This window comes from Halomonas citrativorans (assembly GCF_900163645.1).
Classification (GTDB): Bacteria; Pseudomonadota; Gammaproteobacteria; order Pseudomonadales; family Halomonadaceae; genus Vreelandella; species Vreelandella citrativorans.
The window spans coordinates 55,426-76,399 of record NZ_FUKM01000057.1 but is presented as its reverse complement, the minus strand read 5'-3'; the positions used below and the strand labels follow the sequence as shown (position 1 = coordinate 76,399).

Sequence of the window (20,974 nt, the reverse complement as noted above, 5' to 3'; positions counted from 1 at the left end):
AAAGCGCGATGCTATTTCACGTGGAGATGGTAGTTAATCTGCCCCATGACATGCCCGCCAACGTGGCCGATGAGATCAAGGCCCGAGAGCGGCAGTATGCTCAAGACCTTCAGGCTCAAGGCAAGTGGCGCCACCTATGGCGCATCGCTGGCAGCTACGCCAACGTCAGCATCTTTGACGTGGAGAACAATAGTGAACTGCACGAACTCATTTCAAGGCTACCGCTCTTTCCCTACATGGATATCATGGTGAGACCGCTGTGCCGCCACCCCTCCTCCATTCGTGACGACGATCGTTGAGCGCTCCTGACTCGGCCTCGTTACGTATCCAACAGGAGCACCTCATGACGACACCCTTCGCCGTGGTTACCGGCGGCGCCCGCAATATAGGCCAAGCCATCGCCCTGCGTCTGCAGCAAGATGGCTATCGCGTCCTCGTGCTCGACATCGTCGAACCTGAAGCGCCATCACTCAAGGAGCACGCCTATCAAGTCGATCTTTCGGACGTAGCCGCTACCCAACAGTTGCTGTTGAAAGTCACCGAGGGCCTGCCCGTCGCCTGCCTGGTCAATAACGTGGGTATCGTGGCGCCTGCGCTGCTTGATGACACCGATATTGATGGTTTCGATACGCTGATGCACCTGAACGTGCGTGCAGCGCTGGTGTGCACCAAGGCGCTGCTGCCCAAGCTGCGCGAAAGCGGCCACGGGCGTATTGTCTTCAACGCCAGCCGCGTTGTATTAGGCAAAGAGGCAAGAACGCTGTATAGCGCTACCAAGGGGGCCGTGCAGGCCATGGCGCGCACCTGGGCGCTGGAGCTTGCCCAAGATGGCATTACTGTCAACTGCGTCGCTCCCGGCCCGATTGCCACCACTGCGTTCTGGGAGAACAATCCGCCGGACTCCGAGCGCGCGCGGCGCATCATCGATAACGTGCCGATAGGGCGCATGGGCCAGCCTGAAGAGGTCGCTCACGCGGTCAGCTTCTTCTGCGATCAGCGCAGCGGGTTCATCACTGGCCAGACCCTGTTCGTCTGCGGTGGCGTCACCGTCGGCTGAGCCGCTAGACCACACCCTTTTCCTGCAAGCGGTGAACCGCCTCGTCGCTTTTACCCAGCAGCCGGGTCAGTACGTCTTGGGTATCTTCACCCAGCGCCGGCGGCGCCTTAGGGTAGCTCAAGGCCGTTTTGGAGTACTTGATGGGGTTGGCAACGCCGGGCACGCTGCCCGCCTTGCCAGGAACATCGATCTTCATACCGCGTGCCTTTACCTGCTCATCCTCGAATACCTGGGCGATGTCCTGAATGGGGCCGCAAGGAACGCTGATGGATTGCAGCATTATGGTGAGAGCGGTGCTTTCAAAGCCACGTGTCACGTCACTGATCAACGCAACCAGCGTTTCGCGGTGCTTGACGCGCAGAGGATTGGTGACAAACCGCGGATCATCCGCTACATGAGCGATGCCCACCGCCTCACAGAAACGCTGGAACTGACCGTCGTTGCCGATAGCGATAATGACCTTGCCATCTGCCGTTGGAAAAGGCTGGTAGGGCACAAGATTGGGGTGATATTCACCGGTACGCTTAGGGGACGTGCCGCTGCAGAAGTAGTTGAGTGCCTGATTGGCAAGCCAGCTTACCTGTACATCCAGCAGGGCCATATCGATATGCTGCCCCTCGCCGGTCTGATGGCGGTGGTGCAGGGCCCCCAAAATGGCCACCACGGCGTTCATGCCCGTGGTCAAATCCGCCACGGCCATGCCCACCCGCTGCGGCCCGGCGCCGGGCAGGCCATCCGGCACACCGGTGATACTCATCAGCCCTGCCTGGGCCTGAATCAGGTAGTCGTAGCCCGCCATCCTGGCCATGGGCCCAGTCTGGCCAAACCCCGTAACGGAGCAGTAGATAACCCCGGGATTGATCGCCGAGAGGCTTGCATAGTCAAGCCGCTTATCGGCGAGCCCACCGGTCTTGAAGTTCTCCACGACGATATCACACTGGACCGTCAGCTCATGAAGCAACGCTTGGCCTTCGGGGTGGGCGATATCAACAGTTACCGAGTGCTTTCCACGGTTGGCTGAAAGATAGTAAGCCGATTGAGGCGCCTGCTCGCCCTCCCCTTGCCACCACGGCGGCCCCCAGTGGCGCGTGTCATCGCCAAGGCCCGGACGCTCTATCTTGATGACCTCCGCGCCCATGTCCGCGAGTATCTGCGTACACCAAGGGCCTGCCATTACCCTGCTCAAATCGAGTACGCGCAACCCTGTTAACGGCCCTGGCATAAAACTCTCCTGTTTATTATTGGTCCACAACAGCGCAGCTCATCCAGCTTGATAAGGGCAAGCTTTGATAAGAACCTCAGTGTTATTAATTAACTGGCTGGCTCGGTTTTAGTTTTCGATCCTTGAAAAAGCGAAATATGGCAAAGGCAATGGAACCAAACGTGATCGCGATAAAGAACCAGGTGATCGGGCCACGGACAAAAATCGATAGATCGCCGTTGCTGATCAGCAGAGAGCGCCTGAGATTGTCTTCAAACATGGGGCCAAGGATAAAACCGATCAGAAACGGTGCGGCGGGAATGCCCGTCCGATTGAACAGATAGCCCACCACGCCAAAGGCCAGCATCAGCCAGATATCGAACGTGGCGTTATTGACCGCATAGGCGCCGTAAATGCAGAACATCAAGACGATAGGGAAAAGGATCGACTTGGGAATATCCGCAATCAGCGAGAAATACTTGATCGCCGCGTTGCCGACCACCAGCAATATCAATGAGCTGAACATGATCCCGAGAAACAGCGCATAGATCAGCGACAGGTTCTCCTGGAACATGATGGGGCCAGGCGTTAGCCCGTGCACCATGAACGCCCCCAAAATGATGGCCGTGATGACATCACCCGGAATACCCAGCGAGAGCAGCGGTATCAGCGTCGCGCCGGCTACCCCGTTGTTGCCCGCCTCGGCAGCCGCGACACCCTCGACTTCCCCTTTGCCGAAATTCTCCTTGTTGGGAGAGCGGCGGCGGGCATCGCTATAGGAGATAAATGCCGCGGCCGTTGCTCCCGTACCTGGAATGGCGCCAATAACCACGCCGATCAGGCTGCCGCGAACGATACTTTTCATGCAGCGCTTGAGCTCGGCTAGGGTCATGCCAACTCCGCTGGCTTTTGCCTTAATGTGAGGTAGTGCTTTCTTTCTATAGAACTCAATAATCTCGGGTATGGCAAACAGGCCGATCAGCAGCGGAATAAAGGAGATCGAATCCATCAGGTTGTAGTTACCAAAGGTAAGGCGCTGCGATCCGAAGACCGAGTCAAGCCCTACCAATGACAGCAGTATCCCCATCAATGCCGCCAGAAGACCCTTCACCATTGAACCACTTGCCAAGGAAATGATGATGGTAAGAGAAAAGCAGATCAGCCAGAAGAACTCAGGCGCGCCAAAGTTGAGCGCTATCTTGGCGAGATAAGCAGCAAAAAATATCAGAGCGATGTTGGAAATGAAGTCCGCGATGACCGAAGAGAACAGTGCAGTTTTAAGCGCCTTCTTGGCATTGCCCTGCTGCGCCATAGGATAGCCGTCTAGCAACGTACAGGCAGACGCGGGAGAGCCTGGCGTACGAATCAGGATAGCGGTAATTGAGCCGCCATACATGCCCCCTTTATAGATACCCACGAGCAACAGAACCGCAGCGACAGGCTGCATCGAGAAGGTAAAGGGCAAGGCTAATGCGACGGCCATGGTGGCCGTCAAGCCCGGGATAGATCCTACGGTAACGCCAATGACCACGCCAAGCGCAATGGCTATAAAGTTATCGATACTTAAGAAAAGTTGCAGTACTTCGGTAAGGTTTTCCATATATCACCCAGGCTGCGCGCCGCCAAGAAGTTGTTAATAAGGCATTAGCGGAAGTGGAACATTCATCACATTGACAAACAGCAACGTCACGCCCACAGGAAAAGCCACAGCAAACCCATAGACCCACCAGGTTCTGACAGGGTGTGCCAAAAAGAGAAGTACGGTTGCCAAGATGCCGGTCAAGATGGCGCCTAATGTTTCGAAAAACAGTACGTAAACCAGAAGGGCAATCACCATGATGACAAAACGACGAAAGGAGCCTTTAATGAATTTTCGTTCATCGTTTTCACTTTTATTGGCCACCAGCAACCCTTGAAGAATCAGTAACACTGAAAAAGCCAGCATCAGCCAACTAACGATATTGGGTAGCCAACGCGGTGACATCATGGGGTTCTGCAGTATAGGCGGCTCACCGATATAGTTGGGAACGAGATATAGCGCCAGCACTAACGAAACCACCAGCAATATAATGCCGGTCATAAAATCCAGGGTATCTTTAATTCTGTTCACGGCACTGTAATCAGAGAATGACATAACAGCCTCTCCAAAGGGACAAGCTCACGAAAGCAGTGAAGGCGAAGGTCATGACAACCTCCGCCTTCATTTTTTTAGTGCTGTTTACTGACTGATGCCGGCCTGCTCGGCCACTTCCTGCCAGCGTTCCAGATCATCGATCACGAACTGCTTGAACGCTTCGCCTTCTATCTGGCCCGGCTGAGCGCCTAGCTGCTCGGCAAAATCCAGGAACTCTTCACGCTCCATCACTTCGTCCAGTGCTGCCTGCATGGCCTCAAAACCCTCTTCGGGGAACGAGTTGTGCGCGATGAGGCCGAACCAGGCCGTGGTAACAAACTGGTCAAGATTGTACTCACCGATTTCGGAGAGTGTGGGCACGTCAGGCAGGTAAGGCGAGCGTTCTGCAGACGTGACGGCAAGAGCGCGCAAGTCGCCGGATCTGATATGCGAATAGACGGTTGGCATATTTTCAAAGGAGACGTCTACATCGCCACCCAGCAGGGCAGGCAGGGCTGCACCACTTCCCGCGAAAGGCACGGCAGTCATGTCGGAACCGGTCAGTGTCTTGAACAGCTCGCCCGACATATGAATGGAGCTACCCACGCCGCTATGGCTGAAGGCCATGTTCTGATCCTGCGCAGCTTCTATAAACTCAACAACCGTGTTGTAAGGACTGCTGGCAGGCACCACCATCACGTTGGGTATATCAATGACATTTTGAATGAAAACGAAATCTTCGACAGGATCGTAAGCAAGATCAGGGTAAATGGCAGCACCGATCGTATGGCCCGGCGATGCCATTAAAAGCGTATGATCCGCATCGCGACCACCGCGTGCTAGACGACCAGTACCCACTGTCGAGCCTGCACCTGGGCGGTTCTCAACAATGACATTGGTATCCAGCGCATCTTTAAGCAAGTCGGCCACGCGGCGTGAAAGCACGTCAGTGGTGCCACCCGGCGCGTAGGGCACTACCAAGCGGACGTCACCGGTGGGCCAACCGGCAGCGTTGGCAGTTGAAATGGAAGCAGAAATTAGTAAGGCGCTGCCGCAGGCAGCTATACAAGTGGTGCTGATGAGTTTTTTCATTGTATTAACTTCCTGTGCGTAGCTGGCTATTTGTTCGCTATACGTACATGTATTCGCATTACACACACAGACTACTGCGTTATAGCGTCTCTACAAAACACAACTTTAGTAGCATTTCCTCGTCGTACCTATCTATTTATCAGAAATAAAAAGGAGTGACAAAAATCAAAGCCTCATGTTCGCATAACGAACTACTATCCGATAGAATCGCGTACCGCTCTTATTTGATTAGTAAAATCGATACACGTAAGTAGGGAAACCATGCTTGAAGACATTCTCGACCCTGAAAGCCGGGACTTTGTGACAGCACTTGCCAGCGGATTGGAAGTAATACGCGCATTCGACTATGAGCACCCACGGATGACGCTCAGCGAAGTGGCCACGCGCACAGGCATGAATAGAGCAAAAGCGAGGCGCTTTCTGCTGACGCTGCACTCCTTGGGCTATGTGCGTAAACAGCAGCGCTATTTTGAGCTCGCTCCACGGGTTCTTCAGTTGGGCTATGCCTTTTTGTCGGCCAACAACTACCGAGGCGTCATCCAGCAGTATCTGGAAGACATCACGCTGGAAATTGGCGAGTCCTCCTCGTTGGGCGTATTGGATGGCGAAGACGTTATCTACGTTGCTCGATCAGCTGCCAAACATCGCTTGCTGGCCATTACGCTATCTGTGGGCACCCGACTACCTGCCGCCCACACGTCCTTGGGACGCGTATTGCTCGCCCAGCTCGATAGCGCTGAACTGGATAATTACTTGGCCAATCTCAAGCTGGAAAAATATACGGAAAAGACCATCACCGATATAGCTAAGTTGAGGCATCAAATCATTACCGCACGACAGCAGGGGTATGCCATCGCTGATCAGGAACTGGATCCTGGATTACGCTCCTTGGCCGTGCCCGCCTTTGATGCCAAGGGCCACCTGATCGGCGCCATCAATGTCAGCACGAACGCTGCCAGGGTGGATCTGGATACACTATTGGGTAGTTACTTACCGATCATGCAGAAAAAGGCCGCTCAAATCAGACTGAACATCAATTAGCCCCAGAGAAAACACCTTTCATGCCTTGAAAGCTAAACCACCATCTACTTCTTATCAGTCCTGATGATAGCCTCTAGTGCAGCCAAGTATCCCTGTATGCCTAGCCCGGCAATCACACCGTCCGCGCGCAGCGAAATATAGGAGTGATGCCGGAAACTCTCGCGCTTATGCACATTGGAAATATGTACTTCAATGACTCGCCCATCGAAAGCGTTGAGCGCATCCAGAATGGCTACCGAGGTATGCGTATAAGCGGCTGGATTGATAATGATCGCCAGGGTTCCATCCAGCCTTGCCGCATGAATGGCATCAATCAGCACGCCTTCATGATTGCTCTGCAGGCAATCAATTTCCCACCCTGCGGAGACCGCCTTTTCAAGTAACAGGCTGTTCACGTCGTCAAGTGTTGCAGCGCCATAGATTTCCGGCTGCCGAGCACCCAGCAAATTAAGATTAGGGCCATGAAGCACCAGGACACGTGGCGTAGTCGGCATGCGATTTCCTTGTCTGTTGTTCAAGTCTATTGTTCAGGTCTGTTGACCCTTATTCGTCGGTGCTAAAGTATCTCTTCATGCTACATTAGTACGCTTTATAAATGCAGCAGGCTCGTTGCCCCATGATCCTCCCCCTCTACCTAGGCCTACCCATGTGGGCAAACCAGGATTGGCAGGGCAGCCTATATGCCCGCCATGCCAAAACCGATCTGCTGGCTGACTATGCCAGCGTATTCTCAAGCGTGGAAGGCAATACGACCTTTTATAGCGGCGCGCCCAAGGCCGAGACCGTTGCCGCCTGGGCTCGCCAGGCACCTGCTCACTTTCGCTTCTGTTTTAAATTACCTGCCAGTATCACCCATGACCAGCGGCTTACCCAGTTGGATGATGTCTGGTCCTTTTTAGCCGCACTTGAGCCACTGCATGATCGTCTTGGCCCTACCATGGTTCAGCTACCGCGAGATTTCGGGGCGGATGAGCTACCAAAGCTAGAGGCCTTACTGGCTGCCTGGCCCGCTCACTTACCATGCGCGGTTGAAGTTCGTCATCCTGTTTTTTTCCACAAAGGCGCGGCTGAAAAAGCACTTAACCAATTGTTGATAACTTATTGTGCCAACCGTGTAATGCTGGATGTACGTCCGGTGTTTTCAACCCCTGCTGAGGGCCACGCGGGCCTTGCGCACGCTCAGCAGGAAAAGCCGAAACTCCCGTTACACGTGCTTTCCACAGGTAATTTTCCGGTCGTTCGCTTTATTGGCCATATTGACAAAACGATTAATACGCACTACTTCACCCCTTGGAAAGCTCGCCTGAACCTGTGGATAAGTCAGGGGAAAACCCCTTTCTTATTTGTGCATACTGCTGATAATCGCGAGTCTCCCGAGATGGCACGTCAGCTATACAATGCGCTTGGCGAACTTGCCGACCTACCCCCGCTTAGTGCCTTCCCCGGTGAGGCACAAAACCTGTTGTTTTAAGCTAATATTAATTTAACCTAACTGGCACGAGGTCTCTTGATCGGATAAATTGCGCATACTTTTGAAAAGCGCAGAGCGATCTGCTCTTTTTGAATATGCGTAAATGGGCGCATAGCGGTTTATTACAATTCAACTAACAGTAGGTGATGTATGGCAAAACTTGCACATGCACAATGGTCATCGCGTATGGGCTTTGTGCTTGCAGCTGCCGGTTCAGCGGTAGGCTTAGGGAATATCTGGCGCTTCTCATATATGGCGGGTGAAAGCGGCGGCGCTGCTTTTGTTCTGGTCTATCTTGCATGCGTAACGCTGGTTGGCCTGCCCATTCTGGTAGCGGAATGGATGATTGGTCGCCGGGGCCAGAAAAATCCGATTAACACCATGGCCGACCTTGCCACGCGCCACGGGCGCTCCAAGGCTTGGGCAACTATCGGTATTAGTGGCGTTCTGGCGGCCTTTTTAATTCTATCTTTTTATAGTGTTATCGGTGGCTGGTCGCTCAATTACACGCTGGGGTCGGTGATCGGGACGTTTAACGGCCAGGATGCCGATGCCGTCGGGGCTATTTTTGGCGATCTGCTGGGCAGGCCTACAACGCTTCTGCTTTGGCATACCGCGTTCATGGTGTTGGTCGTTGGTATCGTGGCACGTGGTGTGACCAAGGGGCTTGAAGCCGCTTCACGACTTCTGATGCCAGCGCTGATCGTGCTTCTTTTGATTCTGGTCGGCTATGGCGTAACAAGCGGCTCCTTCGGTGAAGCACTTGCGTTCATGTTCAGCCCTGACTGGGGTGCACTGGACGGTGGTGTCGTACTGGCGGCGATGGGCCAAGCCTTCTTCACCCTATCATTGGGTATGGGCATCATGATGGCGTATGGCTCTTATCTGGGCGAAGACGTCAACCTGATTAGCACAGCGCGTACCGTTATTATCCTGGATACGGTCATTGCCCTGCTTGCAGGTCTTGCGATCTTCCCCATTGTGTTCGCCAACGGGCTGAGCGCAGGCGAAGGTCCGGGACTCATCTTCGTAACGCTGCCTCTGGCCTTTGGCAACATGGCGGGCGGCACCATTCTCGGTTTGATGTTCTTCCTGCTGCTGACGTTTGCAGCGCTTACGTCGGCTATCTCGCTGCTGGAGCCGGTCGTTGAGACACTCGAAGAGCGCACGTCCTTGAGCCGGATAGGATCGACACTGGCGAGCGGTATTGCGGTGTGGGTACTCGGTGTGGCGGCGCTGCTGTCATTTAATGTGTGGTCCAACGTGCTGTTATTCGGCCTCAATATTTTTGACTTCCTCGACACCTTCACCAGCAAGATTTTGCTGCCGCTGACGGGTCTGGGCGCGATTATCTTCTTCTCGCTATGTTTGGACAAAGAAGAAGCGCGCAAGGAGCTACGGTTAGATATCTACGATTTCACCTTGTGGAATCTACTCGCCAAGTACGTGGCGCCACTCGGTGTGATTATCGTATTCCTGACCGGCTTGATCTAGCGATACCTACGCCCTGCCGCTTGGCAGGGCAGTACTATATGGGTACTGCTTAAACACCGAGCTACATGCCGTTAGTGCAACTCGCTCTCTTGCCGTTCATCATCGTCTGGCAGGGGGGCGATATCCCGGTATAGCTTCTGAAACTCCCGATGCAACTCAATTCCTCGGCGAGCTCGTAAATTGCGTTGTGCGGCGCTACGCTGGCGCTGAGCATGCTCATCCACTTCCATGCCCATAAAAATATCCAGCAACTCGCTTTTGACCGAGGTAATTCGTTCGACGTTTTTCATGATCGACGTGCCTCCAGGTGAATATGCCTTCGTCCACCTGCATCTGTGGCGACTGTTGAATGATGCAGTGCGACACTTCACTTCTTACTATACCTTACTTGACAGTATGATGACGAAACTTGGCGAAATGCGTTAACGCCTTTTAAACGCACGCCTAAACATCGTTTCGCTGCCCTTTTATGCCATCACTCAGGCATACTGTGGCAAATGCTGACAAATACAGCAAAGCGCGCAGTGCAAAACGCGCGCACTGGATAATCGAGGAGCTGAACGTGAGTCGCGCCCTGTTCGATGAGATGAGACGCCGCATGGAGCACTTTCGCCGCTCCGAACAAAAAGTGGCACGCTTTGTACTGCGTAATCCTGACGAGGTTATCCACATGCGGATCGTTGACCTCGCCACCGAAGCCAACGTTAGCGAGCCTACCGTGGTGCGCTTCTGTCGCGCCTTGGGCTGTAATGGCTTTCAGGATTTTAAACTGCAGTTAGCGCAAATGCTGGCGTCTGGCAGCCAATTCGCGCAGTTCTCAATGAACGACAGTGACTCCGTTGCTGAGTTCTCACACAGTATTTTTGACTCCACGGTCGGCACCCTGCTTTCGGTACGTGACCGGCTCGATAACGACGCGCTGGGCCAAGCGGTTAATGCGCTGGCGATGGCCAATCGGGTTGAGTTTTACGGCTTTGGCGCCTCTGGCGCTGTCGCGTTTGATGCACAGCACAAATTTTTCCGTTTACAGATATCTACATCGGCCTATGCTGACCCGCACATGCAGAACATGTCGGCGGTGACCCTTAAAGAGGGCGATGTGGTGGTGGCTATTTCTCAAACGGGCCGGACCAAAGCATTGGTCGCCAGCGTACGCTTGGCCCGTGAAGCGGGCGCTACGGTGATTGGCCTGTGCCCCAGCGGTTCCCCCTTGGCAGAAGAGGTCAGCCTGCCACTGTATATTGATGTTCACGAAGATACCGAGATCTACACGCCGCTCAGCTCTCGTATTGCCCACCTGGTGTTAATTGATGTGCTCGCCGTGGGCGTTGCCAAAACCCGCGGCCCCAAGCTGGCTGAGCAGCTTAAATCGGTGAAGAAAAGCCTGAATACTCTGCGCTACCCTGAAGACAACTAAATCGTCGTACGCTAACGCCTGTATGCACAGCCAGTTCACCTGCTGTGCTAAACTACCCGCCCCTTTTCGATCCGGCAGCGGCTTTTATGGACGACGTCACGGCGATACTCGATCAGCTCAACACAGCCCAGCGTGAGGCAGTCAGCGCTCCTCAGGGTAATCTTCTCGTGCTGGCCGGTGCAGGCTCCGGTAAAACCCGGGTACTGGTTCACCGGATTGCCTGGCTGATGCAGGCAGAGGGCCTGTCGCCCTATGCACTACTGGCAGTTACCTTTACCAACAAGGCTGCCCGCGAGATGCGCACGCGTCTTGAAGCCCTGCAAGGAATCTCCTTACGCCATGTTTGGGTAGGCACGTTCCACTCCATTGCTCACCGCCTGCTGCGCACCCACTGGCAGGACGCTCGACTGCCGCAAAACTTCCAGATTATTGACTCCGATGACCAGCTCCGACTGGTGAAACGGCTGCTCAAGGATTACGCCATTGACGATGAGCGCTTTCCGCCGCGTCAGGTCCAGGGGTTCATTTCAAGTTGCAAGGAAGAGGGCTTGCGCCCGCACCAGGTGAACGTTGACGGAGATGCCTACATGGCGCAAATGGTAGAGCTTTACGAGCGCTATCAATTGACCTGTGAACGCGGCGGGCTGGTGGATTTCGGCGAGCTGCTGCTTAGAAGTCTGGAACTTCTGCGGGATAATCCGGCGCTTTTAAATCATTACCGCGAGCGCTTTGGGCACGTATTGGTGGATGAGTTTCAGGACACCAACACCTTGCAGTATGCCTGGCTAAAGCTGCTGACCGGCATGCAAACTCCCATGACCGCAGTGGGCGATGACGACCAATCCATTTATGGCTGGCGCGGCGCCAAGGTCGAGAATATTCGCCGGTTTGAGGAGGAGTTCCCGCAAACGCAAACGGTGCGTCTTGAGCAGAACTACCGTTCAACCAGTGCCATTCTGGATGCTGCCAATGCGTTGATCAGTCATAACAGTGACCGGCTGGGCAAGAACCTGTGGACCGATGGTATCGAGGGCGAGCCTATTTCCGTCTATGCCGGGTTTAACGACCTGGAAGAGGCGCGCTATATCGTCGACACTATCAGAGAGAAGGTCGATGAAGGCTTTAACCGTCGTGATATTGCGATTCTCTACCGCTCCAATGCTCAGTCGCGGCTGCTGGAAGAGACGCTGATTCGTCAAGGCATGCCTTACCGTATTTACGGTGGTCACCGCTTCTACGAGCGCTTGGAAATCAAGAACGCCCTCGCCTATTTACGTTTACTGCTTAACCGCGATGACGATGCCTCGCTTGAGCGTGTGATCAACGTGCCGACCCGCGGCATTGGCACGCGTACCGTGGAAATTCTGCGCCTGCGCGCGCGCGAACAGAGTATTTCACTTTGGCAGGCGCTGCATGATGCCCTTCAGGACGGTACGTTAAAGGGCCGTGCGGCCAATGCGGTACAGACGTTTGCCAACCTGATAGAGCAGTTAGATAACGACGCGTCAGGCTTAACCCTTTACGAAATTATCGACCACGTCACCGAGCACACGGGCCTGATTGAGCACCATAAAAGTGAGCGCGGTGAGAAAGGCCAGGCGCGGGTCGAAAACCTCGAAGAACTGGTCACCGCTGCCCGAGCCTTTACCCAAAGTGATGCGTTTGAAGCACCCGAGGCGGGTGAAGGCATGGCTGCTCTGGAGGCATTTCTTTCCGAGGCGGCGCTTAACGCGGGCGACCATGAAGCTGAAGAGTTTGAAGATAGCGTACAACTGATGACACTTCACTCTGCCAAAGGTCTGGAGTTCCCGGTGGTGTTTATTGCCGGTGTGGAAGAGGGCCTGTTCCCGCATAAAATGTCGCTCGAAGAGCCGGGGCGTTTGGAAGAAGAGCGCAGGCTCTGCTACGTGGGCGTTACCCGCGCCATGCAGAAACTCTACCTGACCCACGCAGAAACTCGCCGCTTACACGGCAAAGAGGTGTTTCCTCGCCCCTCGCGCTTCTTGCGTGAATTACCGCCACACCTGCTTGAAGAGGTTCGCCTGCGCGGCCATATCTCACGCCCAGTGACCGCCGCCCGCACAAGCTTTGCGCAGCAGCGTGTTGAAAGCGATGGCGATTTACCTGCCCTGCATGTGGGCCAACGCGTTGGCCACGCCGTCTTTGGTGAAGGCATTATTCTTAATGCCGAAGGCGAAGGCGCACGCGCCAGAGTACAAGTGAGCTTTGAAGGCGAGGGCGTTAAGTGGCTAGTGCTGGGATTTGCCAAGCTAATCCCACTGTAACGCCTATGTTAAGGGGAAGTGTCTTAACAGGTTGCCCAATAAAACCGGGGTAGCGCATACTGGCGAGTGGACACGTACGCTCACGCGTAACGCAATAATAATCGTATTTATTCGGAGTTATAGCCGCCATGCAACGCCGCCAATTCTTAAAAACCGCTGGCTTAGGTGCTGCCGGTGTCGCTGCCGCCCCCTTTGTAGCGACCGCGCATGCAGATGAAACGTATACCTGGGACATGGTGACCTCTTGGCCGAAGAACTTCCCGGCGCTAGGCACGGGCGCCAACGACTTCGCCCGTCGCGTTGAGCAGCTCTCCAACGGTCGTATGAAAATCCGCGTACACGGCGCAGGCGAGCTGGTACCTGCATTGGAAGTGTTTGATGCGGTATCAGCTGGAACGGCAGAGATGGGCCACTCCACGCCCTATTACTGGCGTGGCAAGCTTCCGGCTGCCCAGTTCTTTACCGCCGTGCCCTTTGGTATGTCAACGACTGAGATGAATGCGTGGCTGTATCACGGCGGCGGTCAGGAGCTGTGGGACGAGGTTTACGCCAAGCATAATCTTAAGCCGTTCGCAGTGGGCAACACTGGCCCTCAAATGGCAGGCTGGTTCAAGAAAGAGATCAACTCGCTGGACGACATGCAGGGCCTTAAACTACGTTTGCCAGGACTTGCCGGTGAAGCCATGAACGGCATCGGAGTCAGCACCGTGAATATGCCAGGCTCTGAGATTTTCACCTCGATGCAAACGGGTGTTCTGGATGCCGCCGACTGGGTAGGGCCTTACAACGATATGGCGTTTGGCCTGCATCAAGTGGCCGACTACTACTACACCACGGTGTGGAACGAGCCGACCGCAACCGTCGAGACAATGATCAATCTGGATGCCTGGAATGCCTTGCCAGAAGATCTGCAGGACGTTATTCGCGAAGCAGCACGCGCGTCCAACCTGGCCATGTACACGGAGTTCGCTTACCGCAACGCTCAGGCGCTAGAGACACTGGTGGATGAGCATAACGTTCAACTGCGCGAATTCCCCGACGATGTCGTTCAGGCACTCTACGAATCCTCACAAGCCGTGATTCAAAACCAGGTTGAGAGCGATGAAGACTCACGGCGCATTTATGAGTCGTACGCTAACTTCCAGAACCTTATCCGCCCGTTCAGTGATATCGGCGAGTATGCCTACCTGAAAGGACGTGATGCCGTTGGCGGTTAATCGCTACCCACGGTTGATAAAAAGGGCGCCCAGGCGCCCTTTTTTTGCAAACCATTGTGCCATCTGATGAAGGGCCGGCAAGCCTTAACCATGCACGGCACGAATACGGCCATTATCGTCCAGAGCGACCATGACGAAACGCGCCTCAGTGACTTTTTGGCGCTCTTCAAGTCGTCGCCCATGAGGAATACGTACCCATACTTCGACATCGATCTTAAGAGAACTGCGGCCAATTTCCTGTACATGAGTGTAAACGCTCACCATGGAACCCACGCGCACAGGGCTTAAGAAATCCATCGATTCAATGGCCACTGTCGCAGTACGCCCGCCAGCCTCACGACCGGCTGCAAGTTCTGCCGCCTGATCCATATGATTAACCAGCCACCCGCCCGAAATATCGCCGTAAAGGTTGGTATCCTGTCGAGAAGCCAGTAATTTGAGTGTGAGCAGGCCTTGAGGGGCCGGAGCATCATCCAGGTCGGTTTCTAAAAGTGTCATAAGTCGGTCGCTTAATAGGGTTATTGTTGTGCTGTTGCTGCGTCGCAATATAAAGCATTAGTTAATCATACGAGGACACACGTTTGAAGTGCATGGGTTTATCGTCAGGGAAAAAAAATCGCCTGCGTTTTACGCTTGCCACGGTACTAATGCTATTCGCATCAGCCGCCTGGGGGCAACCACAACCAGTGAGTGGCACCCTGAGTGCGATTGGCTCCGACACGATGGCCGGCCTAATATTACGCTGGGGCGAGGCGCTAGCCGTGCGCTATCCAGAGATTAACTTGCAGTTTCAGGCCACCGGCTCGGCAAGCGTACCGCCAGCGCTTACGGCTGGCACTGCACGGCTTGGACCCATGTCGCGCCCCATGAATGACCAAGAGCGACAAGCGTTTATCGATCGCTACGGTTACCCACCGCTAGAGCTTAGGGTGGCCAGAGATGCGCTTATTCTGGTCGTTCATCGTCATAACCCCTTGCGGGCCATTACGCGCCAACAGGCCGATGCCATTTTCTCCACCGGCCAAGCGTGCGGCGCCGAAAAGCCGATAAGACGCTGGAGCGAATTGGCCGCCACACGCGAGTGGCCCTATGGAAATATCGCCCTACATGGGCGTAACCTGGCATCGGGCACCTATGGGTTGTTTCAGACCGAGGTGCTGTGTGATGGCCAATTCCGCCCCGACATCAGCGAGCACCCGGGCTCCTCTGCCGTTGTCGCGGCCGTGGGTGAGTCGCCCAACGCCATGGGATATGCCGGATATAATCACCTGACACCGATGGTACACGCGCTACGCCTTGTTACCGCAGAGGGGGAAGAAATTGCGCCCAGCGAGCAGGCTGTTCAGCGCAACGAATATCCGCTATCACGCGACCTTTACCTCTACGTTAATTTACCGCCAGGTGAGTTACTGCCCGCCGCCGAGCAGGCATTTTTAGCGTTTATTTTATCGGAAGAAGGCCAGCAAATTGCCCGTGCGGCGGGTTTTGTACCGCTGCCCGATGATGAACTCACAAATCAGCAACGGTGGTAGTTCACTATCATCCAATTGTCATAAAAATGTCTTAGAGTAAGGAGAACTCACCATGCAACCCATCTTCGCGACGGCCATGCCTTCCCTATGATGTTGATATGACCCCATCTCGCGTTCCTGCTTCTTATCAGCCGCTACGCCAGTTTAAAAATCGTGTCGCCACCGGCCTTATTACGGCGGGGGGCATCGCGGTACTGCTCGCGATTCTGGCGATCGGAGTGTTTCTATTTTGGGAAACGCTGCCGCTGTTGGCACTGGATAAGACCTTTGCCTTCGATAAGCTCTCACCACTGGTATGGGGAACGCTGAAAGCGGCCTTGGCGGCGATGCTCTTCGCGCTGCCTATCGCCTTGGGCGCCGCCATGTACTCGGCGTTATTCATGTCAGCGCGCTTGCGCAGCCGGATTAAGCCGACTCTTGAGATGATGGAGGCAATGCCCGGCGTGGTAGTGGGATTTATTGCCGGTTTAGTACTTGCTCCATGGGTGGAGCGAAACCTGGCCAGTACGCTGGTGCTGCTGGTATGGCTGCCAATCAGCGCGGGGCTTGCAGGCGTACTCTGGCACATGGCCTCGTCTCACTGGCATCGGCGGCTGCCGTTTTCCTGGGCCGGGCTATGGCTTGTACCCTGGCTTGTCGGCATGGTGGCGCTGGCAGTGTGGTTGACGCCCTTGCTGGAGCAACTCTTTCTGGGCGGCGATCTGCGCCGCTGGTTAGAACAGCGCTGGGGGATGGATTACGCCACCCGCAATGCACTGATTGTAGGTATCGCCATGGGGTTTGCAGTAATACCCAGCATTTACTCTCTTGCCGAAGATGCACTTGCCGACGTCCCGCTCTCCATGATGGAAGGCGCCCAAGCGCTCGGGGCCAGCCGCTGGCAGGCGCTATGGAAAGTCGCGCTACCGGCGGCGGGACCGGGTATCTTTTCTGCAGTGATGATAGGCATGGGTCGTGCGGTAGGTGAAACCATGATTGTGTTAATGGCCAGCGGCAATACCGCTCTGCTGAGCGCCAGCCCCTTTGAAGGCATGCGCTCAATGGCCTCCGCCATTGCGATTGAGCTCCCAGAAGCCTCCCCCGGCGGGTTTACCTATCATCACCTGATTCTAGCGGCGCTGGTGCTGTTTCTATTTACGTTTTTGGTAAACACCCTAGCCGAGGCAGTGCGCTTACGTATGCGCCGCCGCTACCATAAAGCAGGGCATTACTAATGAGCCGCCTATTCGCCGCCGCTCCCAGGCATCGGCTCGATAAACTATGGCCGTGGCTATGCGCCGCTAGCGTTGCCTTATCACTTTTAATGTTAAGCGCGTTACTTACACTATTGCTTGTGCGTGGGTTAGGCCATTTTTGGCCCGCCACGCTTGAAGAGATAACACTACGCTCGGGTAGCGTTGTTGCAGGGCAAGCTATTCGCGAAACGCCGCTGCCTCAGGAAGCCGGGGTTGAGCGCCTCTATTTTAAAGGTAACCGTGATGTAGACGGCGTCAGCTGGCACTGGGTAGATATCGACGATATTACCTCACGTACAACACCGCACGACCTGATCCGCCTGGAACGTGCTCCGTGGGGCAGTTTTATTGGTCGCTTGGCCGCAGTAGAAACTGACCAGCAATCGCTACATGGCCACGAAGCGTGGGACTATTTAAACAATGCACTTACCCTACCGGCTAATCAGCGCCCGCCGGGGCAGCTGCTGCTGGTCACGGCACAGGGCGAGACGTTACGCCAACCTCTGGACAGCGTCAGCCAGGCACTGGCTCCTAATGCCATGTCCTGGTGGCAAAAAACGCACACCTGGGGCACTAACGTTTGGCAGTTTTTAAGCGAGGGCCCGCGTGCGGCCAATACCAGTGGCGGCGTATGGCCGGCTATTTTCGGTACTGTACTGATGGTCATTTTAATGTCCGTAATCGTCACCCCCTTTGGCGTACTGGCCGCTATTTATCTTAATGAAATTGCTCATCAAAACCGACTTACCCGGTTAGTGCGCATTGGCGTACGCAATTTGGCGGGCGTTCCCTCCATTGTGTACGGCGTATTCGGCCTTGGCGTATTCGTTTACGGCATTGGCGGCACGCTGGATAGCTGGTTCTTCAGCGATACACTGCCTTCGCCAACGTTCGGCACCGGCGGTCTTTTATGGGCCTCTTTAACGCTCGCGCTATTGACGCTTCCTGTCGTTATTGTGGCCACCGAGGAAGGGCTTGCTCGCATTCCCGATGCCCAGCGTGAGGGGGCAGTAGCGCTGGGGGCCACCCGTCTGGAAATGCTAACGCGTATTGTCCTGCCCATGGCTACTCCTGCCATGCTAACTGGCGTTATTCTCGCTATCGCCCGCGCCGCAGGCGAAGTCGCTCCGCTTATGCTGGTGGGGGTTGCCAAGTTAGCTCCGCAAATGCCGGTCGACGGTGAGTTTCCTTATGTGCACCTGGAGCGCAAATTTATGCATCTTGGCTATCATCTATTTGATACTGCTTTTCATGGCGAAGATGTACAGGCCGCTATGCCTCTGGTTTACGCCACGGCGCTTCTTTTAGTGGTTATTATTTTGGTGCTTAACCTAACTGCCATATTTCTGCGTCATTATTTTAGGCGCCAACGAGGAAGCGAATGCTAGCGTCATTAGATATAGCCAATGCCCCACAGGCGCCGGTGACGCACTTTTCATCCGAGCACTGCGCCTTGAGTATCGAGCAATTTAACCTCGCCTATGCGGGGAAATCGGCGTTGCGTAATTTAACGTTGAGTGTGCCACGCCACCGGGTAACGGCCTTTATTGGGCCTTCTGGCTGTGGCAAGTCAACACTGCTACGTGCCATTAACCGGTTACATGATCTTAACGAGAGCGTGGAACACAGTGGGCATATTCAGCTTGAAGGGCAGGATATTTACGCCGCGCAGATGAACGTGACCGAGCTACGCCGCCGGGTAGGCATGGTGTTTCAAACGCCCAATCCGTTTCCCATGTCGATCTATGAAAACGTCGCTTTTGGCTTGCGTTTACAGCATCGCCTACCCAAGCGGCAACGCGATGACATTATCGAGTGGGCGCTGACCTCAGCAGCCCTATGGGATGAGGTAAAAGACCGCCTGCATCGTTCGGCGTGGCAGCTATCAGGTGGTCAGCAGCAGCGCTTGGTCATCGCTCGAACGCTTGCCGTGCAACCGGATGTGCTACTACTGGATGAGCCGGCATCAGCGCTTGATCCAATTTCAACGCTGAAGATTGAGGAGCTGATTCGTAACCTTAAATCACAGCTAACCCTTATCCTTGTCACCCACAATATGCAGCAAGCCGCACGGGTCTCCGATTATACGGCCTTTCTACACAACGGAGAGCTGGTTGAGTACGGCCCTACTGACCAGGTCTTCACTAATCCGCATTTACAACGCACCGAAAACTACATCACCGGCCGCATGACGTAGTCGTCAATCATCAGGCCTAACTAACCCAACATCAGGAGTGCTCAATGGATATTACGAGCGATACCCACAGCCAGCATATCTCGCGCCAGTTCAACCAGGAGCTGGAAGAGCTAAAAACCCACCTGATGGCCATGGGCGGCCTGGTGGAAAAACAGGTTCAGGATGCCGTATTCGCCCTGCTGGAAAACGATACCCGCTTGGCTGAAAAAGTGCGCGATAACGACCGGCAAGTGAACGACCTGCAGCTGCAAATTGATGAAGAGTGCACCCGCGTATTGGCACGCCGCCAGCCCGCAGCATCAGACTTACGCCTGGTGCTTGCCGTTATTCGTGCCACTTCAGATCTTGAGCGTATCGGCGATGAAGCCAGCAAGATTGCGCGTAATGCAATCTTGCTCAGCGAGAACACCAGCACGGTTCGTGGCTTAATTGAAGTTCGCCATATCAGTGAGCATGTACGTAAAATGCTGCGCGATGCGCTGACAGCCTTTGCCCGTTTCGATACCGACTTGGCGATGAAGGTAGTGCGTGAAGACGAGTCGGTCGATGATGAGTACGGCAGTGCCATGCGCTCATTGATGACCTTCATGATGGAGGATTCACGCTCAATTAGTTCAATACTCAGCATTATGTGGGTGCTGCGCGCGCTGGAACGCGTCGGCGACCATGCCGATAACCTGGCGGAGTACGTTGTGTATCTCGTGAAGGGGCTCGATATTCGACATAGCGACCTGGACATCGTCGACCAGAAGGTTACGAAAAAGCCTTGACCCATGAGGCGTTTCCTCTTGCAATACGTCTGGGCGGACACCCGCCTGGACGTTTGTATTTATGAGGACTGCTTGAATGTTGGATGCAATAACAGCGCTTAGCCGAGGTACGCGGCTGGTCTATCAAAAAGGCCTGCGGCGTTATATTTTTCTTCCTATCCTCGTCAATATTATTGTTTATGTCGCCATGTTCAGCTTTGTGATTACGCGCTTTTCGGGCTGGATTGATCACTGGATGACATTAGTACCTGCTTGGCTGGATTGGCTCTCCTGGCTGATCTGGCCGCTGTTTGTGGTTAGCCTTATTGCCATTGTATTCTTCACCTTCACCCTGATTACAAGCTTTATTGCGGCACCTTTTTACGGCTTTTTAGCGGCTAAAGTGGAAACTCAAGAAACAGGCCGTATTCCGCTGGATGACCGGGGGCTGACCAGAACTGCGGTTGATGCGCTAGGCCGAGAGCTGGTCAAGCTTGCGTATATCGCCCCCCGCGCCATTGCCCTCTTTATCATCAGCTGGATTCCAGGACTCAACCTCTTTGCACCGATTCTATGGGGGCTGTTTTCCGCATGGGTAATGGCCATTACCTATCTGGACTACCCTATGGATAATAATAAGGTCGCGTTTAAGGATATGCGTCAACGGCTTTCCAAGCGCTGGTGGCAAAGCCTCAGCTACGGCGGGCTAGTTACTCTGGTTACCTGGATACCGCTTGCCAATCTTTTTTTGATCCCGGGAGCCGTAGCGGGAGCCGTACTAATGTGGGACCAATATTATCGTACGGCGAGTGAGCTTACGATCCAGAGGCCCTCGTAACACCTGAAAAGTCATGCTTTTTCTACGCTTTTAGG

21 protein-coding genes are annotated in these 20,974 nt (G+C 54.5%); 14 read left to right on the top strand and 7 right to left on the bottom strand.

Annotation, left to right across the window (positions count from 1 at the left end):
* Positions 1–8: 8 nt before the first annotated feature.
* Both catC and CZ787_RS14215 read left to right on the top strand, forming a co-directional pair.
* On the top strand, positions 9–299 hold the full coding sequence (gene catC, locus CZ787_RS14220; protein ID WP_087110345.1) for a muconolactone Delta-isomerase: 291 nt from the start codon (positions 9–11) through the stop codon (positions 297–299).
* Between the two features lie 44 nt (positions 300–343).
* The gene (locus CZ787_RS14215) at positions 344–1,057 is read left to right on the top strand and encodes an SDR family NAD(P)-dependent oxidoreductase (protein WP_087110343.1); all 714 of its coding nucleotides are present in this window, start codon (positions 344–346) and stop codon (positions 1,055–1,057) included.
* Between the two features lie 4 nt (positions 1,058–1,061).
* Here the strand turns inward: CZ787_RS14215 and CZ787_RS14210 are convergent, their stop codons facing one another.
* From CZ787_RS14210 to CZ787_RS14195, 4 genes are all read right to left on the bottom strand, one after another.
* Positions 1,062–2,279 carry a CaiB/BaiF CoA transferase family protein gene (locus tag CZ787_RS14210; protein ID WP_087110341.1) on the bottom strand — a complete coding sequence of 406 codons (1,218 nt, stop codon included), beginning with the start codon at positions 2,277–2,279 and terminating at the stop codon, positions 1,062–1,064.
* An 85-nt stretch (positions 2,280–2,364) separates the two neighbouring features.
* Complete coding sequence (locus CZ787_RS14205) at positions 2,365–3,858, bottom strand: tripartite tricarboxylate transporter permease (protein ID WP_087110339.1); 1,494 nt, start codon at positions 3,856–3,858, stop codon at positions 2,365–2,367.
* Positions 3,859–3,891: 33 nt separating this feature from the next.
* Positions 3,892–4,392 (bottom strand): tripartite tricarboxylate transporter TctB family protein, encoded by a 501-nt coding sequence (locus tag CZ787_RS14200; RefSeq protein WP_087110337.1) that lies wholly within the window; start codon positions 4,390–4,392, stop codon positions 3,892–3,894.
* Between the two features lie 84 nt (positions 4,393–4,476).
* Entirely contained in the window at positions 4,477–5,463 is a 987-nt protein-coding gene (locus CZ787_RS14195; RefSeq protein ID WP_087110335.1) for a Bug family tripartite tricarboxylate transporter substrate binding protein, read from the bottom strand.
* Between the two features lie 261 nt (positions 5,464–5,724).
* Here CZ787_RS14195 and CZ787_RS14190 point away from each other — a divergent pair, with 261 nt between their 5' ends.
* A complete protein-coding gene (locus CZ787_RS14190) occupies positions 5,725–6,504 on the top strand; it encodes an IclR family transcriptional regulator domain-containing protein (RefSeq protein ID WP_087110333.1) in 780 nt (259 codons plus the stop codon).
* Positions 6,505–6,548: 44 nt separating this feature from the next.
* Here CZ787_RS14190 and aroQ read toward each other — a convergent pair whose 3' ends face one another.
* Positions 6,549–6,998, bottom strand: a complete 450-nt coding sequence (gene aroQ / locus CZ787_RS14185; protein ID WP_087110331.1) for a type II 3-dehydroquinate dehydratase — start codon at positions 6,996–6,998, stop codon at positions 6,549–6,551.
* Positions 6,999–7,120: 122 nt separating this feature from the next.
* Here aroQ and CZ787_RS14180 point away from each other — a divergent pair, with 122 nt between their 5' ends.
* Positions 7,121–7,975, top strand: a complete 855-nt coding sequence (locus CZ787_RS14180) for a DUF72 domain-containing protein (RefSeq protein WP_087110329.1) — start codon at positions 7,121–7,123, stop codon at positions 7,973–7,975.
* Positions 7,976–8,125: 150 nt separating this feature from the next.
* A complete protein-coding gene (locus CZ787_RS14175) occupies positions 8,126–9,469 on the top strand; it encodes a sodium-dependent transporter (RefSeq protein WP_087110327.1) in 1,344 nt (447 codons plus the stop codon).
* A 71-nt stretch (positions 9,470–9,540) separates the two neighbouring features.
* Here the strand turns inward: CZ787_RS14175 and CZ787_RS14170 are convergent, their stop codons facing one another.
* Positions 9,541–9,759 carry a PA3496 family putative envelope integrity protein gene (locus CZ787_RS14170; RefSeq protein WP_087110325.1) on the bottom strand — a complete coding sequence of 73 codons (219 nt, stop codon included), beginning with the start codon at positions 9,757–9,759 and terminating at the stop codon, positions 9,541–9,543.
* Between the two features lie 272 nt (positions 9,760–10,031).
* On the opposite strand from CZ787_RS14170, the gene hexR reads away from it, so the two are divergent.
* From hexR to CZ787_RS14155, 3 genes are all read left to right on the top strand, one after another.
* Positions 10,032–10,886 carry a transcriptional regulator HexR gene (gene hexR / locus CZ787_RS14165; protein WP_087111253.1) on the top strand — a complete coding sequence of 285 codons (855 nt, stop codon included), beginning with the start codon at positions 10,032–10,034 and terminating at the stop codon, positions 10,884–10,886.
* 86 nt (positions 10,887–10,972) lie between these two features.
* Positions 10,973–13,171 carry a DNA helicase II gene (gene uvrD, locus CZ787_RS14160; RefSeq protein ID WP_087110323.1) on the top strand — a complete coding sequence of 733 codons (2,199 nt, stop codon included), beginning with the start codon at positions 10,973–10,975 and terminating at the stop codon, positions 13,169–13,171.
* Positions 13,172–13,299: 128 nt separating this feature from the next.
* Positions 13,300–14,388, top strand: coding sequence for a TRAP transporter substrate-binding protein (locus CZ787_RS14155; protein WP_087110321.1), 1,089 nt, complete (start codon positions 13,300–13,302; stop codon positions 14,386–14,388).
* An 84-nt stretch (positions 14,389–14,472) separates the two neighbouring features.
* Here CZ787_RS14155 and CZ787_RS14150 read toward each other — a convergent pair whose 3' ends face one another.
* Positions 14,473–14,886: an acyl-CoA thioesterase gene (locus CZ787_RS14150; protein WP_087110319.1), complete on the bottom strand. Its 414-nt coding sequence runs from the start codon at positions 14,884–14,886 to the stop codon at positions 14,473–14,475.
* A 92-nt stretch (positions 14,887–14,978) separates the two neighbouring features.
* Here CZ787_RS14150 and CZ787_RS14145 point away from each other — a divergent pair, with 92 nt between their 5' ends.
* The 6 genes from CZ787_RS14145 to cysZ all read left to right on the top strand — a co-directional run bounded on the left by CZ787_RS14145 (position 14,979) and on the right by cysZ (position 20,939).
* A complete protein-coding gene (locus CZ787_RS14145; RefSeq protein ID WP_087110317.1) occupies positions 14,979–15,920 on the top strand; it encodes a PstS family phosphate ABC transporter substrate-binding protein in 942 nt (313 codons plus the stop codon).
* Between the two features lie 98 nt (positions 15,921–16,018).
* Positions 16,019–17,134: an ABC transporter permease subunit gene (locus CZ787_RS14140; RefSeq protein ID WP_087110315.1), complete on the top strand. Its 1,116-nt coding sequence runs from the start codon at positions 16,019–16,021 to the stop codon at positions 17,132–17,134.
* Positions 17,134–18,543: a phosphate ABC transporter permease PstA gene (pstA, locus tag CZ787_RS14135; protein WP_087110313.1), complete on the top strand. Its 1,410-nt coding sequence runs from the start codon at positions 17,134–17,136 to the stop codon at positions 18,541–18,543. Before CZ787_RS14140 ends, pstA begins: the two co-directional genes overlap by 1 nt.
* Entirely contained in the window at positions 18,537–19,352 is an 816-nt protein-coding gene (gene pstB, locus CZ787_RS14130) for a phosphate ABC transporter ATP-binding protein PstB (RefSeq protein ID WP_087110311.1), read from the top strand. Before pstA ends, pstB begins: the two co-directional genes overlap by 7 nt.
* A 44-nt stretch (positions 19,353–19,396) precedes the next feature.
* Entirely contained in the window at positions 19,397–20,122 is a 726-nt protein-coding gene (phoU, locus tag CZ787_RS14125; RefSeq protein WP_087110309.1) for a phosphate signaling complex protein PhoU, read from the top strand.
* Between the two features lie 76 nt (positions 20,123–20,198).
* A complete protein-coding gene (gene cysZ / locus CZ787_RS14120; RefSeq protein ID WP_087110307.1) occupies positions 20,199–20,939 on the top strand; it encodes a sulfate transporter CysZ in 741 nt (246 codons plus the stop codon).
* Positions 20,940–20,974: the final 35 nt, after the last annotated feature.